This window comes from Mycobacteriales bacterium, assembly GCA_035504215.1.
In the GTDB taxonomy this organism is placed as follows: domain Bacteria; phylum Actinomycetota; class Actinomycetes; order JAFAQI01; family JAFAQI01; genus DATAUK01.
This window is the reverse complement of the sequence record DATJSI010000068.1, coordinates 19,909-40,431: the sequence shown is the minus strand read 5'-3', so window position 1 is coordinate 40,431 and position 20,523 is coordinate 19,909. Positions and strand designations below refer to the sequence as shown.

Annotated in this window: 18 protein-coding genes; 7 read left to right on the top strand and 11 right to left on the bottom strand. The window is 70.1% G+C overall.

From position 1 onward, the window contains the following. Nucleotides 1-979: Clp protease N-terminal domain-containing protein (locus VME70_08705; protein ID HTW20275.1), on the bottom strand; the 979-nt coding region annotated here is incomplete at its 3' end. A 100-nt stretch (nt 980-1,079) separates the two neighbouring features. Here VME70_08705 and VME70_08700 point away from each other — a divergent pair. After that, nucleotides 1,080-1,433, top strand: a complete 354-nt coding sequence (locus tag VME70_08700) for a hypothetical protein (protein ID HTW20274.1) — start codon at nt 1,080-1,082, stop codon at nt 1,431-1,433. Nucleotides 1,434-1,456: 23 nt separating this feature from the next. Here VME70_08700 and VME70_08695 read toward each other — a convergent pair whose 3' ends face one another. The 5 genes from VME70_08695 to VME70_08675 form a co-directional block, all read right to left on the bottom strand. After that, nucleotides 1,457-2,770 carry an ABC transporter permease gene (locus VME70_08695; protein ID HTW20273.1) on the bottom strand — a complete coding sequence of 438 codons (1,314 nt, stop codon included), beginning with the start codon at nt 2,768-2,770 and terminating at the stop codon, nt 1,457-1,459. A gap of 5 nt (nt 2,771-2,775) precedes the next feature. Next, a complete protein-coding gene (locus VME70_08690; GenBank protein ID HTW20272.1) occupies nt 2,776-3,588 on the bottom strand; it encodes an ATP-binding cassette domain-containing protein in 813 nt (270 codons plus the stop codon). A 5-nt stretch (nt 3,589-3,593) separates the two neighbouring features. After that, nucleotides 3,594-4,811, bottom strand: a complete 1,218-nt coding sequence (locus VME70_08685; GenBank protein ID HTW20271.1) for a substrate-binding domain-containing protein — start codon at nt 4,809-4,811, stop codon at nt 3,594-3,596. Between the two features lie 183 nt (nt 4,812-4,994). Next, entirely contained in the window at nt 4,995-5,690 is a 696-nt protein-coding gene (locus VME70_08680; protein HTW20270.1) for a response regulator transcription factor, read from the bottom strand. Then, a complete protein-coding gene (locus VME70_08675) occupies nt 5,683-8,157 on the bottom strand; it encodes an ATP-binding cassette domain-containing protein (protein ID HTW20269.1) in 2,475 nt (824 codons plus the stop codon). Before VME70_08675 ends, VME70_08680 begins: the two co-directional genes overlap by 8 nt. A gap of 76 nt (nt 8,158-8,233) precedes the next feature. Between VME70_08675 and VME70_08670 the strand changes: the two genes are divergently transcribed. Next, nucleotides 8,234-9,112 (top strand): C40 family peptidase, encoded by an 879-nt coding sequence (locus tag VME70_08670; GenBank protein ID HTW20268.1) that lies wholly within the window; start codon nt 8,234-8,236, stop codon nt 9,110-9,112. Between the two features lie 26 nt (nt 9,113-9,138). Further along, nucleotides 9,139-9,597 carry a PaaI family thioesterase gene (locus VME70_08665; GenBank protein ID HTW20267.1) on the top strand — a complete coding sequence of 153 codons (459 nt, stop codon included), beginning with the start codon at nt 9,139-9,141 and terminating at the stop codon, nt 9,595-9,597. 37 nt (nt 9,598-9,634) lie between these two features. On the opposite strand, the gene ftsH is transcribed toward VME70_08665, so the two are convergent. From ftsH to VME70_08650, 3 genes are all read right to left on the bottom strand, one after another. Beyond that, nucleotides 9,635-11,605, bottom strand: a complete 1,971-nt coding sequence (ftsH, locus tag VME70_08660) for an ATP-dependent zinc metalloprotease FtsH (protein ID HTW20266.1) — start codon at nt 11,603-11,605, stop codon at nt 9,635-9,637. Between the two features lie 108 nt (nt 11,606-11,713). After that, nucleotides 11,714-12,943, bottom strand: coding sequence for an alpha/beta fold hydrolase (locus VME70_08655; protein HTW20265.1), 1,230 nt, complete (start codon nt 12,941-12,943; stop codon nt 11,714-11,716). Nucleotides 12,944-12,989: 46 nt separating this feature from the next. Further along, complete coding sequence (locus VME70_08650; GenBank protein HTW20264.1) at nt 12,990-13,934, bottom strand: XdhC family protein; 945 nt, start codon at nt 13,932-13,934, stop codon at nt 12,990-12,992. 222 nt (nt 13,935-14,156) lie between these two features. Here VME70_08650 and VME70_08645 point away from each other — a divergent pair, with 222 nt between their 5' ends. Further along, a complete protein-coding gene (locus VME70_08645; protein HTW20263.1) occupies nt 14,157-16,325 on the top strand; it encodes an HD domain-containing phosphohydrolase in 2,169 nt (722 codons plus the stop codon). Between the two features lie 49 nt (nt 16,326-16,374). On the opposite strand, the gene VME70_08640 is transcribed toward VME70_08645, so the two are convergent. Then, the gene (locus VME70_08640; protein HTW20262.1) at nt 16,375-16,809 is read right to left on the bottom strand and encodes a hypothetical protein; all 435 of its coding nucleotides are present in this window, start codon (nt 16,807-16,809) and stop codon (nt 16,375-16,377) included. Nucleotides 16,810-17,173: 364 nt separating this feature from the next. On the opposite strand from VME70_08640, the gene VME70_08635 reads away from it, so the two are divergent. Beyond that, complete coding sequence (locus VME70_08635; protein HTW20261.1) at nt 17,174-17,308, top strand: hypothetical protein; 135 nt, start codon at nt 17,174-17,176, stop codon at nt 17,306-17,308. Nucleotides 17,309-17,350: 42 nt separating this feature from the next. Here VME70_08635 and VME70_08630 read toward each other — a convergent pair whose 3' ends face one another. Next, the gene (locus VME70_08630; protein HTW20260.1) at nt 17,351-17,689 is read right to left on the bottom strand and encodes an STAS domain-containing protein; all 339 of its coding nucleotides are present in this window, start codon (nt 17,687-17,689) and stop codon (nt 17,351-17,353) included. A 128-nt stretch (nt 17,690-17,817) separates the two neighbouring features. On the opposite strand from VME70_08630, the gene VME70_08625 reads away from it, so the two are divergent. Further along, nucleotides 17,818-18,798: an ATP-binding protein gene (locus tag VME70_08625; GenBank protein ID HTW20259.1), complete on the top strand. Its 981-nt coding sequence runs from the start codon at nt 17,818-17,820 to the stop codon at nt 18,796-18,798. Beyond that, complete coding sequence (locus VME70_08620) at nt 18,795-20,471, top strand: PP2C family protein-serine/threonine phosphatase (GenBank protein HTW20258.1); 1,677 nt, start codon at nt 18,795-18,797, stop codon at nt 20,469-20,471. The genes VME70_08625 and VME70_08620 overlap by 4 nt, the downstream gene beginning before the upstream one ends. The last annotated feature ends 52 nt before the right edge of the window (nt 20,472-20,523 follow it).

The following is a 20,523-nucleotide window of genomic DNA, read 5'->3' as shown; positions in this document are numbered from 1 at the left end:
CCTCGGTATCGGCTGCGGGCTCCGCGCCCGAGGGGGAGCGGCGGCGGATGTCGTGCAGGCTCGCCTGGGTGGCCTCCCAGACTCCGGCCAGGCTGGTGCTGGCCGGTAGGTCGCCGGGAATGGTGTCGGCCTCGATCGACTCACCGAGTGCGGCTAGTGCCTGCTTCGCCAGGTCGATGAGGGTGGGGTCGGTCACCTCGATGGTGAGGCGGTCGTCGGCGACGACCAGCTTCATCTGCCGGCGCCCGGCTTCCTCGGGAGGTTCGTCGCTGGTTCCGGTCACGTCCACGCCGCGCAGCCCTTCGGTCAGCCGGTCGAGGTCGATGTCGAGCGCCGACAGGACCCGTACGACCGCGCTGTTGGGGTCCTCGAGCCCGGCGAGCAACAGATGGTGGGAGCCGATCGGCTGACCCGCCGCCAGCCGGGAGGCGCGATCGAGAATCGCTTCGGCGGCCTCGCTCGTGTGCAGCTCCTCGCGTTCGATGCCGGCCTCGGTCGCGCGGCCGCGTCGCCAGCGCAGCCAGCCGCGCGCGGCCGACGGGCTGCCGGCGGGAACCAGGTCGAGGACTGCCATGCGCAACGCGAGCATGTCCTCGCAGTGCTTGCGCACGACCTGGGCGCCCACGCCGTCGCCTTCGCGGACCAGGCCGAGCAGGATGTGCTCGGTCCCGATGTAGTTGTGGTGCAGCGCGAGCGCCTCCCGCAGGGCGAGCTCGAGGATCTTTTTCGCCCGCGGTGTGAACGGGATGTGACCTTCGACGGTCCGCTTGCCTCGTCCGATGATCGTCAGGACATCGTCGCGGGCGACCGGGAGGGTGATCCCGAACCGGTCGAGGGCGCGGGCCCCGATGCCGTCCGGCTCGCCGAGCAGGCCGAGCAGGATGTGCTCGGTCCCGATGTAGTTGTGCTGCATGGCCCTGGCCTCGTCCTGCGCGAGGACGATCGTGTGCCGGGCTCGGTCGGTGAATCGCTCGAACATGGCACCAGGGTGCGCCGGCCCTTGAACCTCGTCAATACCATGCTATTAATAGGGAAGGGATCGGAGGCAGCAGTGAGCGAGGCACCATGAGCGGGACACCGTGAGTTGGGAGGACCGGCTCGACGACTGGGAGGTCCAGCTCGAGCTCACCGCGCGCTACGAGGACTCGCAGTGGGTGACGCTGGAGCGCGCAGCAGCACAGACCGGGGTCTCCCGTGCCGCGCTGCGTAGCTGGTATCGCACGGGTGCCCTCGCCTCGCGGCTGGTCGAGGGACCGCACGGGCCGCAGCGGCTGGTGCCGCTGGCTCAGGTGGCGGCGCGTGCCGAGGCCTCCCCCCGGCTGCGCCGGGCCGCCGAGCGCCGGCTCGCGCAGGAGGCAGAGCTGGAGCTGCTACGCGGCCGGCTGGTCGAGCTCGAACGCCGGCTGGCGGCCCTCGAGGACGGCGAGAGCTAACCCCCCGACCGCGCAGTTCGCGGTCAGGAGTTCGCGCGCCCCCGCCGGGCGACGGCGTCGACGGTGACGGCTGCGAGCAGGACCAGCGCGATGACCATGCTCTGGCCGGCCGCGCCGATCTGAATGAGCCCCATCCCGTTGTAGATCGTGGTGATGATCACGCCACCGAGGACCGCGTGGATCATCTTGCCGCGCCCGCCGAACAGGCTGGTGCCGCCGATCACCGCGGCCGCGATGGCGTACAGCACGAGGTTGCCGCCCGGCACGTCGCTGGAGACGGACCCGAGCTGCGACAGGTAGACCATGCCGGCCAACCCGGCCGTGAAGCTGCACAGGATGAAAGCGATCAGCCGCACGCGGGTCAGGTTGATGCCGGCCCGGCGGGCCGCCTCGGCATTGCCGCCGATCGCGTAGAGGTAGCGGCCGAAGCGCATCCGGCCGAGCAGCACGGTGTAGATCGCGTACACGGCGAGCAGGATCGGCACGATCCACGGCACACCGACGAGGTGGGTGAGCCCGAATCCGCGATTGGCGTTACACACGAGCACCAGCACAATGCCGGCCGCGGCAACAACCGCGATCTTGATGATGGTCAGGGCGAGTGGCGGTGTGACCAGGCCGCTGCGCCGACGTCGCTCGTGCTGGAACACCGTGAGCACTCCGAACACCGCGACGACGACGATCATGAGCACCCAACCGGCGGTCGGAGTCATCGAGCCGTTGACGATGTCGTTGAGCACATTGCTGGTCACCGCGATGCTGCCCCCAGTGGCTGACTTGTCCTTCTCGATCAGCCAAAGCAAGAGCCCGTAGCCGCCGAGCTGGCCGGCCAGTGTGACGACGAACGAGGGCAGCCCGAGTTGCGTGACGAGCAGACCCTGGACGGCGCCGATCACCGCGCACACGGCCAACCCGGCGATGACCGCGAGTAGCCAGTTCACGTTGTGCGGGTCGGTGGCGAGCTCCCCTGTGACCACCGCGCCGACGCCGGCGACGTATCCCGTTGACAGGTCGATCTCACCGAGCAGGAGAACGAAGACCTCCGCCATGCCGAACAGCACGAAGACGCCGGATTGTTCGATCAGGTTCGTCAGGTTCGTGGTCGACAGGAAGTGCGAGTTCTGGCTCTGGAAGATCGCGACGATGATGACGAGGCCGACGACGACCGGGAGCGCGCCGCTCTCGCCGGCCCGGATCCGCTTGCCAATTCCCGCGATGTACTCGCCGAGGGAGTTCGCGACCAGCTCGTTGCCGCCGAGCAGTGCCGGGGCGTTCGTGGGGTCAGGACTTTCGAGGGTGTCGCCTTCGACCTGGGTGTCCGGACGCGAGGTCGTCATCGGTGTCAGCCCTCCCCGCGGCCGTTCGCGCTGTGTGTGGCGATCGATCCGGTTGTGATGAGTTCTACCGCGCGTTGCGTGTCGATGTCTGCGACCTTCTCGATCCCGGCGATCCGGCCGAGATAAAGCGCGGCGAGAGTGTCCGCGACCGCGAACACATCGTTGAGGTTGTGCGAGATCAGCAGGACGGCGACGCCCCGCTCGCTCAGGCTCTTGACCAGTCGGAGCACCATTGCGGTCTGCGAGACACCGAGGGCGGCGGTCGGCTCGTCCATGATGACGAGCTTCGCGTCTTCGAGCACGGCACGGGCGACGGCGACCGCCTGCCGCTGCCCGCCGGAGAGCGACCCGACCGGCTGCCGGATCGAGCGCACCGTCGTCACCGACAGGTCCGCCAAGGTACGCCGCGCGGAGATCTCCATTGCGGTCTCGTCGAGGAAGAAGTGCGGCGCGGGTTCGCGGCCCAGGAACATGTTCTGGACGATGTCGAGGTTGTCGCACAGTGCGAGGTCCTGGTACATCGTCGCGATGCCGAGGGCTGCGGCGTCACGCGGATTGCGGATGTGGACTTCCTTGCCCTCCCACAGGATCCGGCCGTGGTCAGCACCCCAGATGCCGGAGATGGTCTTGATCATCGTCGACTTGCCGGCGCCGTTGTCACCGACCAGTGCGAGGACCTCACCGGGGTGGATCTCGAGGTCCACGTCCTTCAGCGCTTGCACCGGGCCGAAGTTCTTGCCGACCTTTTCCAGCTGGAGGAGCGGTGCCGCAGAGGCCCGGTCTGGTGACCGGGCCTCTGCGCTTGCGTCAACTGTCATGCGGTTCAGCCGTTGATCCCCGCTGCCTTGCAGGCTGCCTTGTACTTGCTGGTGCACAGCTGCTTGGCCGGCACGAACTGGTCCTTGATGATGGTCGCGTTCATGTTGGACGGGGTGACCCATTCCGGCTTGAGCAGGACCGACGGCATCGCCTTGCCGTGGTTGTTCGGGTTGGCGGTAGAGCCGTTGACCAGAGCCGACGGCGGGGTCTGGCCGGCGCGCACGTACATCGCGACGGCAGCCGCTGCCTGGGCCTCGAGGTAGATCGGCTTGTACGCAGTGCCGCACTGGTAGCCGGACAGGATGTTCTGCAGGCCGACCAGGGTGGCGTCCTGCCCAGTCATCGGGAAGGTCCGCGGCTTGATCCCGTGGTTCTTCAGGTAGGTGATGATCGGCGCGCCGTTCTCATCGTTGGGGATGATCGCGGAGTTCACGCCGGAGTGCGCGGTGTAGGCCTGCTCGAACTCGGTGAGCGCGGTGCCCGGCGTCCAGGTGCCCGGCGGGACCGCGGCGACCGTCCATGACGGGTGCGCCTTGATGACCGCGCCGTACCCCTCGGCGAACAACGTCGCGTTGTTGTCGGTCGGGTCGCCCTTCATCTCGATCAGGTCCGGCTTGGCGACATGCCACGCCTTCACGCAGGTCGCGAAACCGTTGCCGATCAGCTTGCCGACCTCGACGTTGTTGAAGCTGATGTAGTACGAGCCCTGGGTGATCCGGTCGTAGTCGATGACCGCGACGCCGTGCTGCTTGGCGTAGGTCTCGACGCGGCCGCCGGTGCCCGGGTCCTCGGGGTCGATCAGGAGCACGGAAGCGCCGTTGGTGATGTCGGCCTCGGCGTCGGTGACGAACGTGCTGTCCGAGCCCTGCGCGTTCTTGATGCTGATCTGCGAGGAGGTCAAACCGGCGTCTTCGAACGCCTTGGTCAGGTACGGGGCGTCGAACTCGGCGTAGCGGGCTGACGACGTGGTGTCCGGCAGGATGACGCCGACGTTGCCCTTCCCTTGCGAGGCGAGCGACTTCAGCTGCGCCATCGCCGAGAAGTCACGGGTGAACGAGCTGGCGGTGATGTTCGGTGTCGATGGCGCGGACGAGCCCGCAGCCGTGGGCGACGTGCTCGATGCCGGCGGCGTACCACCGGACGAGCTGCTGCCGCACGCCGCGGCGGTCAGCCCGACGGCAGCGAGCGCGACGGCCATCGCGCGCTTGTTGATCAACGGCAAGATGTCCTCCAGGGGCGGAGCTGTTCGCGCCCGGCGAGCTCATTCCCACCGGGACGAGACAGCATTCGTGCGGTCGAGCGGACGATAAGGCTCAACTGCATGAACACCCCGTGAACATCCGACCCGGGTCAGAAACAATCTGTGAACAATGTCTCGGTACGGTAACAGGCCCTGCGGGCGGGGTCACTCCGCGGCCAGCCGGTAGCCCGCACGGGGCTGGGTGATGATCAGGCGCGGAGCGCCCTCGACCTCGAGCTTTGCACGCAGCCGCCGGATATAGACCCGCACGTACTCGGTCTCGGTCTGATACCCGACGCCCCAGACCCGGCGGAGCAGGTCGGCATGGCTGAGCAGCTTGCCGCGGTCGATCGCGAGCTCGCGCAGCAGCGCGAACTCGGTCGTGGTCAGGTGGATCTCGGCTCCCGCCCGGGTGACCCGCTGGCCGGCCAGGTCGATCTCCAGGTCGCCGATCGCGAGGGTGGTGCGTTGCGGCTCGGCCTCGGGCGCCGGACGGCTGCGCCGCAGCGTCGCGGTGATGCGCGCGAGTAGCTCCTCGATGCTGAACGGCTTGGTCATGTAGTCGTCGGCACCGACGTTGAGGGCGGTGACCTTGTCCCTCTCGCCACGGCGCGCCGAGACCACGATGATCCCGACCGTGGACTGCTCGCGCATCGCGCGGCACAGGTCCAGGCCGTCGACGCCGGGGAGCATGAGGTCGAGCAGCACGACATCAGGGCGCCCGCTCTCGAGCAGCGCGAGCGCGCGCACGCCGTCGGTCGAGACCAACGTGTCGAAACCGCGCACCGCGAGGTTGGAACGGATCAGGTCGACGATGTTCGGGTCGTCCTCGACGACCAGCACACGGGTGCGCTCAGCCATCTGGTGTCACCATCGGAGCCGGTTCGGCGTCCGGCTCCTTGCCCGCGATCGGCAGGTCGATGTGCCAGCAGGTTCCGCGGGCCGGGCGCTCCAGGCGGATCATGCCGCCGTGGGCCGTGACGATTGCCCGGGCGATCGAGAGGCCGAGCCCGGCGCCCGAGGTCGCCGAGCGGCGCCGCCCGCGGGGGTCGGCGGGACCGTCGATCGGGTCCGGCATCCCGACCCCGTCGTCGGCGACCGTGATCGTGAGCCGGTCCGCGCCGGCGAGCCGCGCCGTCACCAACACGTTCGTGTCGACGGCGTTGTGGCGGACCGCGTTGTCCATGAGGTTGACGAGGACCTGCTCGAGCCGGTCGTGATCGGCCCACACCGCCGGCAGCTCGGCGCAGTCGATCTTGACCCGGTCGAGGTCCTCGAGCGGTAGGCAGGCTCGGGCGGCGTCGAGGATGAGGGCGATGTCGCACCAGTCCGGCTGGAGCCGCAACAGGTTGGAGTCGATCGCCGAGAGGTCGAGCAGGTCGCCGACCAGCCGGCCGAGGCGGGCCGACTCGGCCGCGATTCGCGCGAGGAACCGGTCCTGGGTTTCTGCGTCCCACGTCACGTCGGTCTGCAGCAGGCTGTCGGCGTACCCGTGGATCGCCGTCAGCGGCGTGCGCAGCTCGTGGCTGAGCCGCGAGAGGAAGTCACGCTGCAGCTCCTGGGAACGACGGAGACCGGCCGCCTCCCGGTGGGCTCGTTCGGCGGTCTCGCGCTCGAGGGCGAGCTGCAACGAACGCGCCGCGTCCTCGACCAATGCCGCCGCGTCGTCGTTCGGACCGGCGCCGCTCCCGGCCGGCCAGGCGGCGAGCAGCGCCAGCGCGCCGTCCGGGCTCGGCACTCGCGTGCCGAGCACCGTGGTGCCGGCGACGACAACCGTGCTGAGTGGCGCCGAGTCGGGAGGGTCGGTGCTTCGATCGAGCACCGGATCGAGCGCGACGAGCAGCGCGGAGTCCGGATCGGGCCCGGCGGTGGCGTCACCCGACCAGCCGCGGCACTTCGGCTGGTCGCCGGTCGTCCGGCCGATCAGGGCAACCTCGCCGGCGTTGAGCCCCAGCCGCAGCGCGTCGAGGGCGACGTCCAAGCCGTCCGAGAGCGGGACCGACACCGCCAGCTGCTCGAGAACCACCCGGATCGTCTCGAGCACGCGGTTGCGCGCGGTGACCTCGCCGAGCAGCCGGTCCCGCTCGGCGGTGCTCGCGGCGTACCCGGCGTACAACGTCACCAGGTCCAGCTCGTCGCGGTGCGGCGTCCCGCGGTTGCGGCGGAAGACAGTGATCACGCCGAGCAGGCCGCCGCTGCCCGTCACCGGAACCGACCAGGAGCTGCGGATGTTCGCGCGCTCCGCGATCCGGCGGAAAGCCGTCCATGCGCCGGCGACGCGAACATCCGGGTCGATGATGGTCGCTCGTGCGTTCGCACTCTCCCCGGGCGGGCCGCCGGCCGCGCCGGTGTCGAGCTCCGACCACGCGGCGAGCAGGTCCTCCGGCAGGCCGACGGCGGCGGTAAGCCGCAGCCGGTCACCGTCGAGCAGGTGGATGCAGAGCCGGTCGGCTGCCAGCGCCGTACCGAGCGCGGAGAGGATCACCGCCAGGCTGGATGACGGATCGACGTGGCTCAGCCGGCCGACCAGGCTGTGCAGCCGGTCCAGCTGGCGGCGCGGCGAGGAGTCCACCGGCTGGCCTGACATGAAGGCCACCACGTCGTCCGGATGTCCCGTCGCGGTGGGTACGTCGGCGACCACCCGGCCCTGGCGCAGGACCACGATCCGATCCGCGAGCCGGAACATCTGGTCGATGTCGTGGGATGCCAGCACGATCGTCGTGCCTTCGTCGGACAGCCGGCGGGTCAGCCCCTCGACCTGGGCCGACTCGAAGACGCCGAGGGAAGCCGTGGGCTCGTCGAGCATCAGCAGTCGCGGCTGCTCGCGCATGGCTCGTGCGACCGCGACCAGCTGACGCTGTCCGCCGGACAGGGTGGCCACCGGTCGGGTCGTGTCGGGGATCGGGATCTCCAGCCGGCGCAGGAGCGCCGTGGCCTCGGCATGGAAGCGCGGATCGGACAGCAAGGAGCGCCGGTCCTCGCGGCCGAGCAGCAGGTTAGACGCGACGTCGAGGTTGTCGCACAGCGCGAGGTCCTGCCAGACGACCGCGACCCCGCGACGCGCGACCGTGCTCGGCGCGGACCTGATCCGCTCGCCGGCGATGAGGATCTCGCCGGAGACAGGGGTCAGATCGCCGGCGATGCAGCGGACCAGCGTGGACTTGCCGGCGCCGTTCTCGCCGGCCAGCGCGACCACCTCGCCCGGGAGCACCTCCAGGTCCACGCCCGCGAGCACCGGCCGGGAGCCGTACTGGGCCGACAGCCGGCGCACCGTGAGCAGCGGCGCGGTGCTGCGCGGCGCCCGGCCGCGGACTTGACCGTCGGGCATTCCGCCATTCTCGCCCCGCCGGGACAGTTCCCGTGGTGTGCTTCACCGGTTGCGACTTTTGACCGATGAACCACCGATGACACTGCGCCGCGCCCTACTGAGCCTGGTCGGGGTCGGCGCCGTGGTCGGCCTCGCCCTCGGCACCGGCAGCGCCGCCCTCGCCGTTCCCTCCTCGCACCGGGTCACGCCGGTCGAGCTCCAGCAGCTCGACGCGGCCAACCTCTCGCAAGCCGCGAGCGACATCGAGGCCCAGGCTGCAGCGAGCGGCGCGCTGCCGAACGGCACCAGCTACCTGGCGCCGGCGAAGGTCCTGTTCCAGGCGGACTCGGCGATGGTCCAGATGGCGATCAACGTGGATCCGACCCTCAAGCCGGCCGACACGACGGCGATCATGGGCCCGGTGCCGCAGACCATCAAGCACCATCTCCGCAAGCGTCCGCGCCACGCGCACATCACGCGGACGCATGCGCTCGGCACGTTCGTCGCGCCGGTGAGCGACGGCGGTTCGCGGGGCCTCGGCCACAACCGCCGTCACGACGGCGCCAAGCCCGCACCGTTCCAGACCGCCGACGGGCTGTTCGTCGATCCGACGATCCAGCGGGCGAAACCGCCCACGGTCGGCCTGGTCGCGCTTCGGACTGCGCTGCAGCAGCTCGGGAAGCCGTACGTGTGGGCGGCCGCCGGGCCGATCACGTACGACTGTTCGGGTCTGGTGCAGTGGGCCTATGCCCATGCCGGGCTGCTGCTCGCCCACCATGCCGCGACCCAGTGGAACGAAGGCCGGCTGATCCCCGGGAGGGACATCCTGCCCGGCGACCTGATCATGTTCGGCCGCCCGATCTTCCACGTCGGCATCTATCTCGGGTCCGGCTGGATGCTGAACGCGCCGTACACCGGCCAGTACGTCGATGTCGTACCGGTTCCCTCCGGCGTCACCGGGGTCATCCGCCCGTAACCGGCCGGGCGCTAGCGTTGGTCTCCGTGACCGACCAACGCGAGATCGTCGACCCGTTCGGTGCGCAGTCGGGCTTCCAGGACCTCATCGGGCTGCAGATCGTCGAGGCCGGACCCGATCGCGTGGCCGCCGAGCTCGAGATCCGGCCGGACCTGCTTCAGCCCTACGGGATCGTGCACGGCGGGGTGCTGTGCACGGTCGTCGAGACGGTCGGAAGCGTCGCCGCCGCGATCTGGTACGGCGACCGAGGGCAGGTCGTCGGGGTCGCGAACAGCACCGACTTCATCCGTGCGACCAGGTCGGGACGGCTCAGCGGCCTGGGCACCCCGATCCATCGCGGGCGGACCTCCCAGCTCTGGCTGGTCGAGGTCACGGACGGGGACGGCCGGCTGGTCGCGCGCGGCCAGCTACGGGTCGCCAACATCGAGAACGCCGACCGACTCGGCCACGCCGCCGGCGGCGAAGCGGCTCAGGACAGCCGGTAGGAACCGCTCGGCGCTTTCGGCCGGGCAGCGGGCTCGCTCACTGCGCGACCGGCTCCGACTGCTCCACGGCCGGTGGTGCCGGCTGAGCCGGGCTCCCGGCCGTGGCGGTGTCAGCGCTCGTGCCGTTGACGATCGCGAGGAGTTGCTTGCCGTCGATGGTCTCGTGCTCGACGAGGAGCTCGACCACCTGGTCGAGCTCCTCGCGATGGCCACGGAGCAGATCGGTCGCGCGGGACTCGGCCTCGTTGAGCAGCCGGGCCACCTCCTCGTCGATCGCGCGCTGGGTGGCCTCGGCGTAAGGGCGGCTCGTCAGCCCGCTCTCCCCGAGGTAACCGGGTCCGTCGGAGCCGTAGCCGATCGGCCCGAGTCGCGGCGAGAGCCCCCACTCGCGCACCATCTTCGTGGCCAGCTGCGTGGCGCCGGCGAGGTCGTTGGCTGCGCCGGTGGAGGCTTCGCCGAGCACGAGGAGCTCGGCCGAGCGCCCGCCGAGGCGGACCGCGAGCGAGTCGAGCAGGTAGCTCTCGGGGTAGAGCCGGCGGTCGTTCTCGGGGAGCTGTTCGGTGACACCGAGCGCCTGCCCGGCCGGGAGGATGGTCACTTTCGCCACCGGGTCCGCGTGGGCGGAGAGTGCCGCGACGAGCGCGTGCCCGGTCTCGTGCACCGCGACGGAGTGCTTCTCGTCGGGCATCAGCGCGTTGGAGCTGTCCCTTCGCCCGAGCAGGATCCGGTCCCGCGCCGCGTCGAGATCCTGCGCGTCGACCACGGTCCGGTGGAAGCGGACGGCGTGCAGCGCCGCCTCGTTGACCAGGTTCGCGAGATCGGCGCCGGAGAAGCCGGGTGTGCCGCGTGCCGCGATCGAGAGGTCGACGTCGGGAGCGATGTGCTTGCCCTTCGCGTGCACCTTCAGGATCGCGGTGCGCTCTTCCAGGTTCGGTAGCGGAATCTCAACCGTGCGGTCGAACCGACCGGGACGCAGCAGCGCCGGATCCAGCGTCTCGGGGCGGTTGGTGGCGGCCATGATCACGATGTCGGTCGACTGGTCGAAGCCGTCCATCTCTGCGAGCAGCTGGTTGAGCGTCTGCTCGCGCTCGTCGTTGCCCCCGAAACTGGTGCCGCGCTTGCCGCCGATCGCGTCGATCTCGTCGATGAAGACGATCGCCGGTGCGCGCTTGCGGGCGTCGGCGAACAGATCGCGCACGCGCGCCGCGCCGACGCCGACAAACATCTCGACGAAGCTGGATCCGGTCAGTGCGAAGAAGGGAACCTCGGCCTCACCGGCGACCGCACGGGCCATCAGCGTCTTGCCGGTCCCGGGCGGTCCGACCATGAGCACGCCCTTCGGGCCGACTGCACCAGCCTTCGTGTAGGGGTCGGGGTTCTTGAGGAAGTCGACGACCTCGGAGACCTCTCGCTTCGCGCCCTCGTATCCGGCCACGTCGCTGAACCGCGTGGTGGGGCGCTCCTCGTCGTACACCTTTGCCTTCGACCCGCCGATACCCATCAACCGGCCACCGATACCTGACCCGCCGAGCTGCGAGCGGGCGCGCCGGCTGACCCAGAAGAAGAAGCTGACGAGCAGGATCAGTGGCAGCAGGTCGACGATGACCGCGAGCAGCGAGAGCCCGCTGCTGGGTGGCGAGCCGACGACATTGACGTGGTGCGCGCGCAACAGCTGGTTGAGCCCGGTGTCCTGCAGCGCGGTGGGGATCTGAGACGTGTACGTCGCACCTTTGATGAAGGTGCCCGACACGTGGCCGGTGGAGCCGATCGTCGCCGTCTTCACGAACCCGCTCGTGACGTCGTTCTGGAACTGGGTGAAGGACAGCTGCTTCGGCGAGGACCCGGCATTGATGCCGGAGAGCACGAACAGCAGCACCGTCAGCGCAACGCCGAGGACGAGCAGCCAGTGCCGCCACGGCGGTGGGGGCGGCGGTGCGGGCGCCGGACGGCGGTCGTTCGGCGGCCCGGGTTTCGCCGACGTCGAGAGGTGAACCTGGCGAATGGTCATGGCCCGCTCCCGTGGTCCGCGCCGCCGGTCGCTTGGGCGCGCCGTGATCACGATATGCGCCTCGCCGATGGTGCCGACCAGGGCACGGTTGCGGTGGCCTGGTCGGGCTCAGGCGCGGTCGCGGACCAGATCGATCAGCCGCCCGAGAATGCGGTCGCCCGCGGCGCGCAGACCGTCGTGCTCGAACTCGCTGGTCAGCCAGGGCCGCAGCCCGCGCACGGCGGCCGCGCTCGGCTCCGAGAACTCGCGCGGGACGTACATGTCGTGGGCATAGATCGCGGCGGCAGCAGGCACCTCGTTGGCGGCCAGCCGCTCCTCGTCGTACAGCCGTGGCCAGGGCTGCTCGGCGAGCAGGCGAGCCGCGTCCCGGTAACAACCGAGGGCGCCGATGTCGTCGAACATCCATGGAAAGACGTGCTCGCCGGTGAACAGGGTCGGGTCGGAGTAGGCGTCGGGTTGCACCCGCTGCGCGGACCAGCGGGTCACGCCGCCGTCGGCCCAGCACGCCTCGTGCACGAGCGCGTAGAGCGGGTTGCGCCCCCAGGCGACAGTGCCTTCGACGTCATGGGCGAACGCGGCCGATCGAGGGTCGAGCTCGAGCAGGTAGTGCAGCCGTTCGGCTCCGTCGCTCGCACCCAGCTGCTGTCCGACCATCCGGAACCGGCGCGCGGTCAGTCGATCACCGCTCGGCAGCGTGATGCCGGCATCGATCGCGTCGTGCACTGCGCGAACCCTGTCGCGGTCGCCGGGATACCGCGCGTAGAAGCGCTCGCAGCGGTCGATCACACGCGAGTAGGTCGTGCGGTAGACGTCGTCGATCCGCGGCCCGATGGCGGCCAGACCGCCGGTGAACATCGCTTCGCGCAGCCCTTCGGGCGCCTGCGACAGATAGGCGAGCAACGTGAATCCGCCGAAGCTCTGCCCGAGAACGCTCCACTTCTCCGCGCCGAGGTGGGCACGCATCGCTTCGGCATCGCGAACGATTGCATCCGCCCGGAAATGGGTCAGGTAGCTCGCCTGTTCGGCCGGACCCCACCCGGCAACGTCATGGATCGGTGTCGAGCGGCCGGTGCCGCGCTGGTCGAGCATCACGACGCGGTAGTCCGCGAGCGCCCGCTCCAGCCAGCCGGGAGAGTGCGGCACTCCGGTCGGGCGAGGGGCCTCGAACCCCGGGCCACCCTGCAGGAAGACCAAAAACGGCCGGTCCTGTCCGTCCGGGTCCGCAACCACGCGGGCGAACACCGCGATCTGCTGCCCGGCGGGCTCCGAATGGTCGAGCGGTACGTCGATGGTGTGGTCGGTGACGACCAGGCCTGGCATTCGGTAGCTCGACGTCATGTGGTGATCCTTGCAAGCGGTGCCCGTGAGTGGCGAGCGGCAGCGGTCAGTGGATCGCGCCATCCCTTGCCCGAAGCGATCCGGCATCGCGTCCGGCACCGGTCGCGAGCGCCTCGGCCAGGATCGACACCGCGATCTCGGCCGGCGTGCGTGCGCCGATGTCGAGCCCGGCCGGGCCATGCACGCGGTCGAGGTCGGTGATGCCGCGGTCGGCCAGCCACTGCGCGCGCGAGTGCTGGGTGTGCCGCGAGCCGAGGGCGCCGATGTAGCCGGCCTGGCCCGCGAGCGCCGCTTCCAGCGATGGCCCGGCAACCTCGTTGTCGTGGCTGATCACGACGACCTTGTCGATCCCGGAAAGGCCACCGATGACGCCGGTGGCAGTGGTGACGTCACCGACCACCTGGGTCGTCCAGCCGAGCAGCCCGGCGGCGTCCGAGAGCGCGTCGGCGATCGCACCGGCGCCGGCCACGACCAGCTTCGGAACCGGGAAGAACACGGTGATGACCAGGTCGTCGCGCACCGCGGTGGCACTGACCGAGCGCCCGAACAGCGAGGCCGCGTCGGGGTCGGCCTGGCCGATGGTGTCCGCCGTGAAGACCGACGTGGCGGTCACGGCGTCGCCGTCGAGCTTGGAGACCAGGCAGACCGGGCGGCGATCACGCAGCTCGTCCCAGAGCTCGTCAGGTAGCTGAGCGGCGGACACCAGCAGGCAGCGGGCGTCCCCGCCGCACGACAGCCCGGCGATGGTCGCGTCCAGCTCACCGACGTGCAGGTCGACGATGCGGTTGATCCGCCGTTCGCTCGCGAGCTGTGCCAGCTGGTCGTCGAGGGCGCCAGAGGCGGCCGACCCGACTCGCCCACCGCCGGGAGTGATCGCCAGCGCCTCGCCATGGTCGCGCGAGCTGAACCCCCTCGTCTCGACCACCCACGCGACGTCGACATCGGTGCCTGCGGACAGACACGCCCGCACCGTCAGTGCGATCTCGTACATGGCGACGAGCCTAGGTCGCGGCGGGGTCGCCTCCGAGTGGACGCGCCCTGACCCGTTCGGGTCCGTCCAGCGGCGCGCCCGGCGTGCTCCGAACGGGCGAGTGGCTTAGGCGGTTTGCGGCATCAAGGACACAGCGCAAATCCGACGAAACCTATCAACGTGGATGGCGCGAATTCGAGCCCGCCGGAGTCGTCCCGCCCGCCGGCGGCTGACTCGGAAGCGATGGATCGCTGGGACGCGCGACCGGTCGCGGCCGGAACGCTGCGGGCCGCGATCCTGCTCGCCCCGCTGGTCGTGAGCAGCGGGGCGCTCCTCCTTGTCTCGCATCTGTGGCCGGCGCCGAGCGGCGGCCGCGGCTGGTGGCTGGCCGGGCTGGCCGCCGTCGCTGTCGTGGTCGCGTTCGTCGTCGAACGCGGAGCCCGGCGGCTGCTGCCGCTCGCCTCGTTGCTCCGGCTGACCATGCTCTTCCCTGACCGCGCGCCGTCGCGGATGCGCATCGCGCGGGCCGCCGGGTCGACCGGCCAGCAGCTGTCCCGGCTGGCCCGAAGCGACGACGACACGGCGCAGGTGGCGGCCGAGAAGGTTCTCACGCTGATCACTGCGCTCGGCAACCACGACCGCAAGACGCGCGGCCACTCGGAGCGGGTTCGGCTGTACTGCGACCTGCTCGGTGACCAGCTGCGGCTTTCGCGCGGGGATCGCGATCGGCTGCGGTGGGCGGCTCTGCTGCACGACATCGGCAAGCTCGAGATCGCGCCCACCATCCTGAACAAGCCGGCCAAGCTGTCCGACCGAGAGTTCGCCCGCATCCGCCGGCACCCGACGCTGGGAGCGGAGATCGCCGCGCCGCTGCTGCCGTGGCTGGGGGAGTGGGGCGGCGGCATCGTCGACCACCACGAACGCTGGGACGGTCGCGGCTACCCGCATGGTCGGTCCGGCACCGAGATCTCCCGAGCCGGCCGGATCGTCGGCATCGTCGACTCCTTCGAGACGATGACGGCGGCACGGGTCTACAAGAAGGCGATGACCACGCGGGCCGCGCGCACCGAGCTCGCGGACTGCGCGGGCAGCCAGTTCGACCCCGACTTCGTCCGTTCCTTCCTGTCGATCTCCCTGCCGCGCGTGCTCTGGGCGATGGGGCCGCTGGCATTCGCCGTACAGCTGCCCTTCCTGCGCAGCCTCGCGAAGTTCGGGACGCAGGCGAGCGCACTGCCGCTGCAGAGCGCTTCGACCGCGGGCGTTGCGGCGGCGGCGAGCGTCATCGGCGTGGCGGCCGCACCCGCGATGGTGACCAGCGTCGTGCATCGCCACACTCACTCCCACGGGCACGTGGACGGCGGTTCGCGGTTGGCCGGTGCGACGGCGCTGCACTCCGGTGGGTCCGTCGGCACCGTCGCCGGGGGCGGTGTCGAGACCGTGTCCGATGCGCATGCGGGAACCGTGCTCGGTCCTCGCTCAGACCTGCCGCCGCGCGTGAGCGGCGTCGTTCCGCCAGAGGCTTCCCGCACGCCCGGCGCCTCGGATCCGGGCACACCGACCGGAGGATCCCCGGTTTCCGGTGGCGGGTCGCCGACGCCGTCGCCGGCGCCGAGCTCGGGTCCGGGCAGCTTGTCGATCGCCGCGACGACCATGTACGCCGTCGAGGACATCTCTGCGACCGTGGACGTGCTGAGCTCGACCGTGACCAATGTCGTGGCCTCGACGTTGCAGATCGCCGACCACCCGTCGCACGGCACCGCCACGGTCGGCTCGGACGGGAACGTCAGCTATCAGCCGGAGCCCGGTTTCGTCGGCGTGGATCAGCTGACCTACCAGGTGTGCGACAGCGCCGGCCGCTGCGGCGCCGCCGAGCTGACGGTCAACGTGCTCGGCCACGACCAGGCGCACGCGAACCTCGACGGTGTCGACCTGTCCGGGATGGACCTGTCCGGCTTCACGTTCACCGGCGCATCGCTCCGCAACGCCGACCTGACCGGCGCGAACCTGACCGGTGCCGACTTCACGAACGCCGACCTGACCGATGCCGACCTTGCCTCCGCCACGGTTCGCAATATCGTCCTGAGCGGGGCCACTTTGACCGGGACCGACGTGTCAGGCGTCGTGGGCGCGGTCGCCCCGGACGCCACTGCGGTGAACCTCTCGGCGACGATCGGCAAGGCCGTCACCATCGATGCGTCGAACCTGGTCGCGGACCCCGACGTGCCGATCGACTGGTCGACGCTGTCGATCTCGGGATCACCCAAGCACGGCTCTGCACGGGTGACCGGTACCCACACCATCGTCTATACGCCGGGTGCGGGTCTGCTCAGCACGGATTCGCTCACCTTCACGGTGGCAAACGTGCTCGGTGCCTCCACGACCTGCACCGTGCACTTCGTCGCGGTGCTCTGACCACTGACAGCCGGACAGCGTCGGGCCGCGCGTTTCACGCGGCCGACTGCTACGAGCGGATGCGGAACGGCCGCGGCGGCGGTTGAAGATCGGCGCGCGGGCAGGTGTCGAGGGTGAGGCCGCCGAACGCGAGCGCTTCGTCACACAGGCTGGTCACCGTCATCCCGTGCTCGCAGCCGAGCCGGGTGATGGTCGCGCGGTAGATCGTGATGTCGAAGCGCGTGGGCACGCCGTAGGCAATCTGCATCGTGCCGAGCACCTCGGCCGATCCGGTGCCACCGTCGGTGCCGTTCCACGACCGGTCGTAGCGCCGCCAGATCGTGGGCTCGGACCACCACAGGCCACCCATGCGGACGTCGCGCATCGCGAGCTCGACCAGCACCTGACGTGCCGCCTGCTCCGGAACGATCGCCGCCGGCCGGATGACCTCGGTGACGACGCCCTCGTCGTAGGCCTCGGTGAGCAGCATCTCACGGTCTTCCATCCGGGCTCCTCAGGTGGACTCATGGCGACTCGGGGTGGAAATGTCCTCGCCGTGGCATTCCGTAACCTTCTTCGGCAGCCGCCGGAGCCCGATTGACCATCGCCGTCAAACTGACTGACGGATCAAGGCAGGTCGCGGGGTCGCCGGCTCGTCGGAGCGCGCGGCCACCCAGTGCGCGCACCCCATTCCGTTGTCATTCCGTCACTTTTCGGTTGTGCGTCCGTGATCGTGGAGCCGTGCCGATCGGCGCCCGGCGTCAACCGAGGCGCCGCTCCGGGCCAGTCCTGTTCGCCGGTTCAACGTTTCGGGTGTCCGGCGTCGAAAATCGGGGTACTGAACGGATCAACCGGAATCGGAGGTCAGGGTGTTACTCATCATCGCGCTGATACTGCTGGTCGTGTTCGCCGGACTCGGCTTCGCCGCCCACGTGCTGTGGTGGGGTCTCATCCTGGCGGTGATCATCGGCATCGCCAGCCTGCTCACCGGCCGCCGAGTCTAGGCGGCGTACGTGGGGGGAGGGGACTGCCGGCGGTCGGCCGAGTCAGCTGGCGACCGCCTGGTCCAGGCTGTCGTGCACCGAGAACACCGCCGTCAGGCCGGTGATCTCGAAGACCTGAAGGATCTGCGGCCGGGTGCAGACCACCGAGAGGTCCCCGCCGTCCGCGCGGACCCGCTTGACGGTGCTGACAAGGACGCCGAGGCCGGTGCTGTCGAGGAACTCCACCTGCTCGAGGTCGACCACGATGCGGGTGCGGCCCTCGCCGATCAGGTCGAGCAACGCGGCGCGCAGATCGGGCGCGGTTGCCACGTCGATCTCCCCGGACGCGGTGAGCACCGCGTACGGCGGATGACTGTCGTCGACGGTCAGTCCGAACTGCACAGATCCGGTCCCCCTGCTCCATGGCGACCCGCAGCCGTCGTCGGCCCGGTCGGCTCGGTTGCTGGCGTCATCGTCAAGATTAGTCGGATGCCTGGGCAATCCGGGCCCGATAGGCGATGGTGAGCCGCGTGGCGCAGCCCGACCGCGAACGGCTCGACCTTGCCGCGAATCCCGCCGCGGTCGGCCAGGCCCGCACCTGGCTCGCCGGTTACCTGAGCGGGTGGTCCTCGGACGGCCTGGCGACTGTCCAGCTGTTGCTCTCCGAGCTGGTCACCAACGCGATCCTGCACACCACCGACGTGGTGGAGGTGGCGGCGACCCGCGCCGGGGCGGTGGTGACCATCGAGGTCTCCGACCACAACCCGAGCAAGCCGGTCCTGAAGACCTATCAGCAGGACGCGGCGACCGGTCGAGGGCTGCATCTGGTCGAGGCGCTCGCCGAGGAGTGGGGCGTGCACGCGGACGCGATGCGCAAGTCGGTGTGGTTCCGTGTCGCCGACGGTGCGAGCCGCAGCGGCCCGGGGCACCAAGTCACCAGCCGCGACGCCTACGACAGCGAGCCGGTCGCACCAGCGCCGGCGGCGGCCCCGCCGGGCACGCTCGGCGGCCCCGCCTTCACCGTGTGGCTGCGCGGGCTGCCGGTTGCGACGTACCTCGCCGTCGAGGAGCACCACGACGCGCTCGTGCGCGAGTTCGCACTGCTGCTGCAGTCCGGCACCGACCACGGTGGTGGGCGGGTCGCGCCGGGCCTGCTGGTTCTTGCGGCGAAGATCGTCGAGCAGTTCGGGGTGGGCAACGAGGAGCGCCGGGCCCAGGTCGAGGCTGCGCGGCGGGCGGGCAAGCGAACCGTCGACGTGTCGATGCTGTTCCCTTCCGGATCTCATGCCCAGGTCGCGCTGATGGCCGACCAGCTCGACGAGGCAGACGCGAGTTGCCGGCGCGGTGAGCTGCTGACGCCTCCATCGACGCCGGAGGTGGTCCGCTTCCGCCGCTGGTACACCGACGAGATCGTCCGCCAGCTCTCGGGCCAAGCCGCCACCTCCTGGCCCTACGGGGTCGACGAACCCGCGCCGTCCGGGGGAACGAACCTGGACGCCGACCGCAGATGACACGACAGCTGCGGCCGCTCAGCATCGCCGTCATCGTGGTGATGCTGGTGATCACGGGAGTCGGGGCCTGGGTCACCCGCGTCGCGGTACGCGATCAGGAGCGTCGTCTGCTCAAGGAGCGCACCAACGAGGTCGGACTCGTGCTGGACTCCTCCATCAGCGCGTTGCCGGTTCCGTTGCAGGTGCTGGGCGGAGTTCTGCGTGCCACCCACGAGTCGCCCATTGCGTTCGAGCGGGCGAGCGCCGCGGCCGAGACCGGCTCGACCCAGCAGGTGACCTTCGCTCTGATCCGCAAGACGCCGACCGGATTTGTCGTCGCGATGGCGGAGGGCGCCGGCCTGCACAAGGGTGAGGTGGTCACCGGGCCCCGAGCGCGCGCCTTCGAGCAGGCGCTGACCACGACACAGCTGGTGCCGACGGCGGTTATCGGGCACGGTGCGACCCGCGCGCTCGGCTTCGCGCTGGGCCCTCCGGTCGCACCCGCGGGGACGGTGCTCTACCGCGAGGACCTGCTCGGTCCGATCGGAGCGCCGAGGTCGGCCGGCGCCGCGCCCTTCAGCGAGTTGCGCGTCGTCATCTATGCCGCTCCGCGACCGATCCGGCGCGATGTCCTTGCAGAGACCACTAGCACGCTGCCTCTCACCGGGCTGGTCCACACCGAGCCACTGATGGCGGGCTCCACGACCTGGACGCTGCAGGCGTCAGCCAAGCACCCGCTGGTCGGGGGCGCGACCTCGGCGGCACCGTGGATCGTCCTTGGCGGCGGCGTGCTGGTGACCGCTCTCATGGCGGTGGTCGTCGAGATCGAGAGCCGGCGCCGGCGGTCGGCGCTCGCGCTGTACGACACCGAGCACCGAGTCGCCGAGGCGCTGCAGCTCAGCCTGCTGCCGACGCTGCCGGTCGTGCCCGGTCTGGGCCTGGCCGCGCGGTACCTGCCCGGCTCGGCTCACCAGGAGATCGGCGGCGACTGGTTTGACGTGTTCGCACTCGATGGCGAACGAACGGGCATCGTGATCGGCGATGTCGTCGGCCACGACATCGCGGCCGCCGCGGCGATGTCGAAGTTGCAAGCGTCACTTCGCGCCTACGCGTCGAGTGGCGCGCGCCCGTCCGAAGTCCTCGACCGCCTCGACGACCTGGTGTCGAGCTTCGAGATCTCCGAGCTGGTGACCGTCTTCTACGGCGTACTCGGCCCTCCGGACGCGGACGGCGAGCGGCTGCTGTCGTTCGCGAACGGCGGGCACCTGCCGCCGTTCGTCCGGCGGCCCGACGGCACCGTCGACGAGCTGGCCGCCGGCGGGTCGCTCGTGCTCGGTGCTCCGGTCGCCACCCCGACCAGGCGCGCGGAAGCCGAGTACCGGGTTGCAGCAGGTTCGATCCTGCTGCTGTTCACCGACGGTCTCCTGGAAGTGCCGGGAGTGTCGCTGTCCGACTCGTTGGCCGAGCTCCGCGCCTTGGTCGAAGGCGCATCGGACGACCTCGATGCGGACTCGCTGTGCGCGTTGGTGCTCGAGGGCGTGGACCCGGATCGTCTTCGCGACGACATCGCGATCCTGTGCATCAGTGTCGACGAGATCTCACGTGCGCCGCGGGTCGGTGTGGTGGAGACGCCGACGAACGTCACGGCGTCAGCTGTCGAACCAGGTCCCGTGACCGCGACCTTGACCGAGTGACGGCTGCGAATCCGGTTCGTCGACGTTTACAAGTTTCACCCAAATGCCTTGC

Bases quoted from the DNA above. Each gene is read 5' to 3' on its own strand.
- VME70_08695 (HTW20273.1), bottom strand. From the start codon at position 2,770: ATGACGACCTCGCGTCCGGACACCCAGGTCGAAGGCGACACCCTCGAA.
- VME70_08690 (HTW20272.1), bottom strand. From the start codon at position 3,588: ATGACAGTTGACGCAAGCGCAGAGGCCCGGTCACCAGACCGGGCCTCT.
- VME70_08650 (HTW20264.1), bottom strand. From the start codon at position 13,934: ATGTACGAGATCGCACTGACGGTGCGGGCGTGTCTGTCCGCAGGCACC.
- VME70_08620 (HTW20258.1), top strand. From the start codon at position 18,795: ATGACACGACAGCTGCGGCCGCTCAGCATCGCCGTCATCGTGGTGATG.
- VME70_08670 (HTW20268.1), top strand. From the start codon at position 8,234: ATGACACTGCGCCGCGCCCTACTGAGCCTGGTCGGGGTCGGCGCCGTG.
- VME70_08640 (HTW20262.1), bottom strand. From the start codon at position 16,809: ATGGAAGACCGTGAGATGCTGCTCACCGAGGCCTACGACGAGGGCGTC.
- VME70_08675 (HTW20269.1), bottom strand. From the start codon at position 8,157: ATGCCCGACGGTCAAGTCCGCGGCCGGGCGCCGCGCAGCACCGCGCCG.
- VME70_08655 (HTW20265.1), bottom strand. From the start codon at position 12,943: ATGACGTCGAGCTACCGAATGCCAGGCCTGGTCGTCACCGACCACACC.
- ftsH (HTW20266.1), bottom strand. From the start codon at position 11,605: ATGACCATTCGCCAGGTTCACCTCTCGACGTCGGCGAAACCCGGGCCG.
- VME70_08645 (HTW20263.1), top strand. From the start codon at position 14,157: ATGGATCGCTGGGACGCGCGACCGGTCGCGGCCGGAACGCTGCGGGCC.
- VME70_08680 (HTW20270.1), bottom strand. From the start codon at position 5,690: ATGGCTGAGCGCACCCGTGTGCTGGTCGTCGAGGACGACCCGAACATC.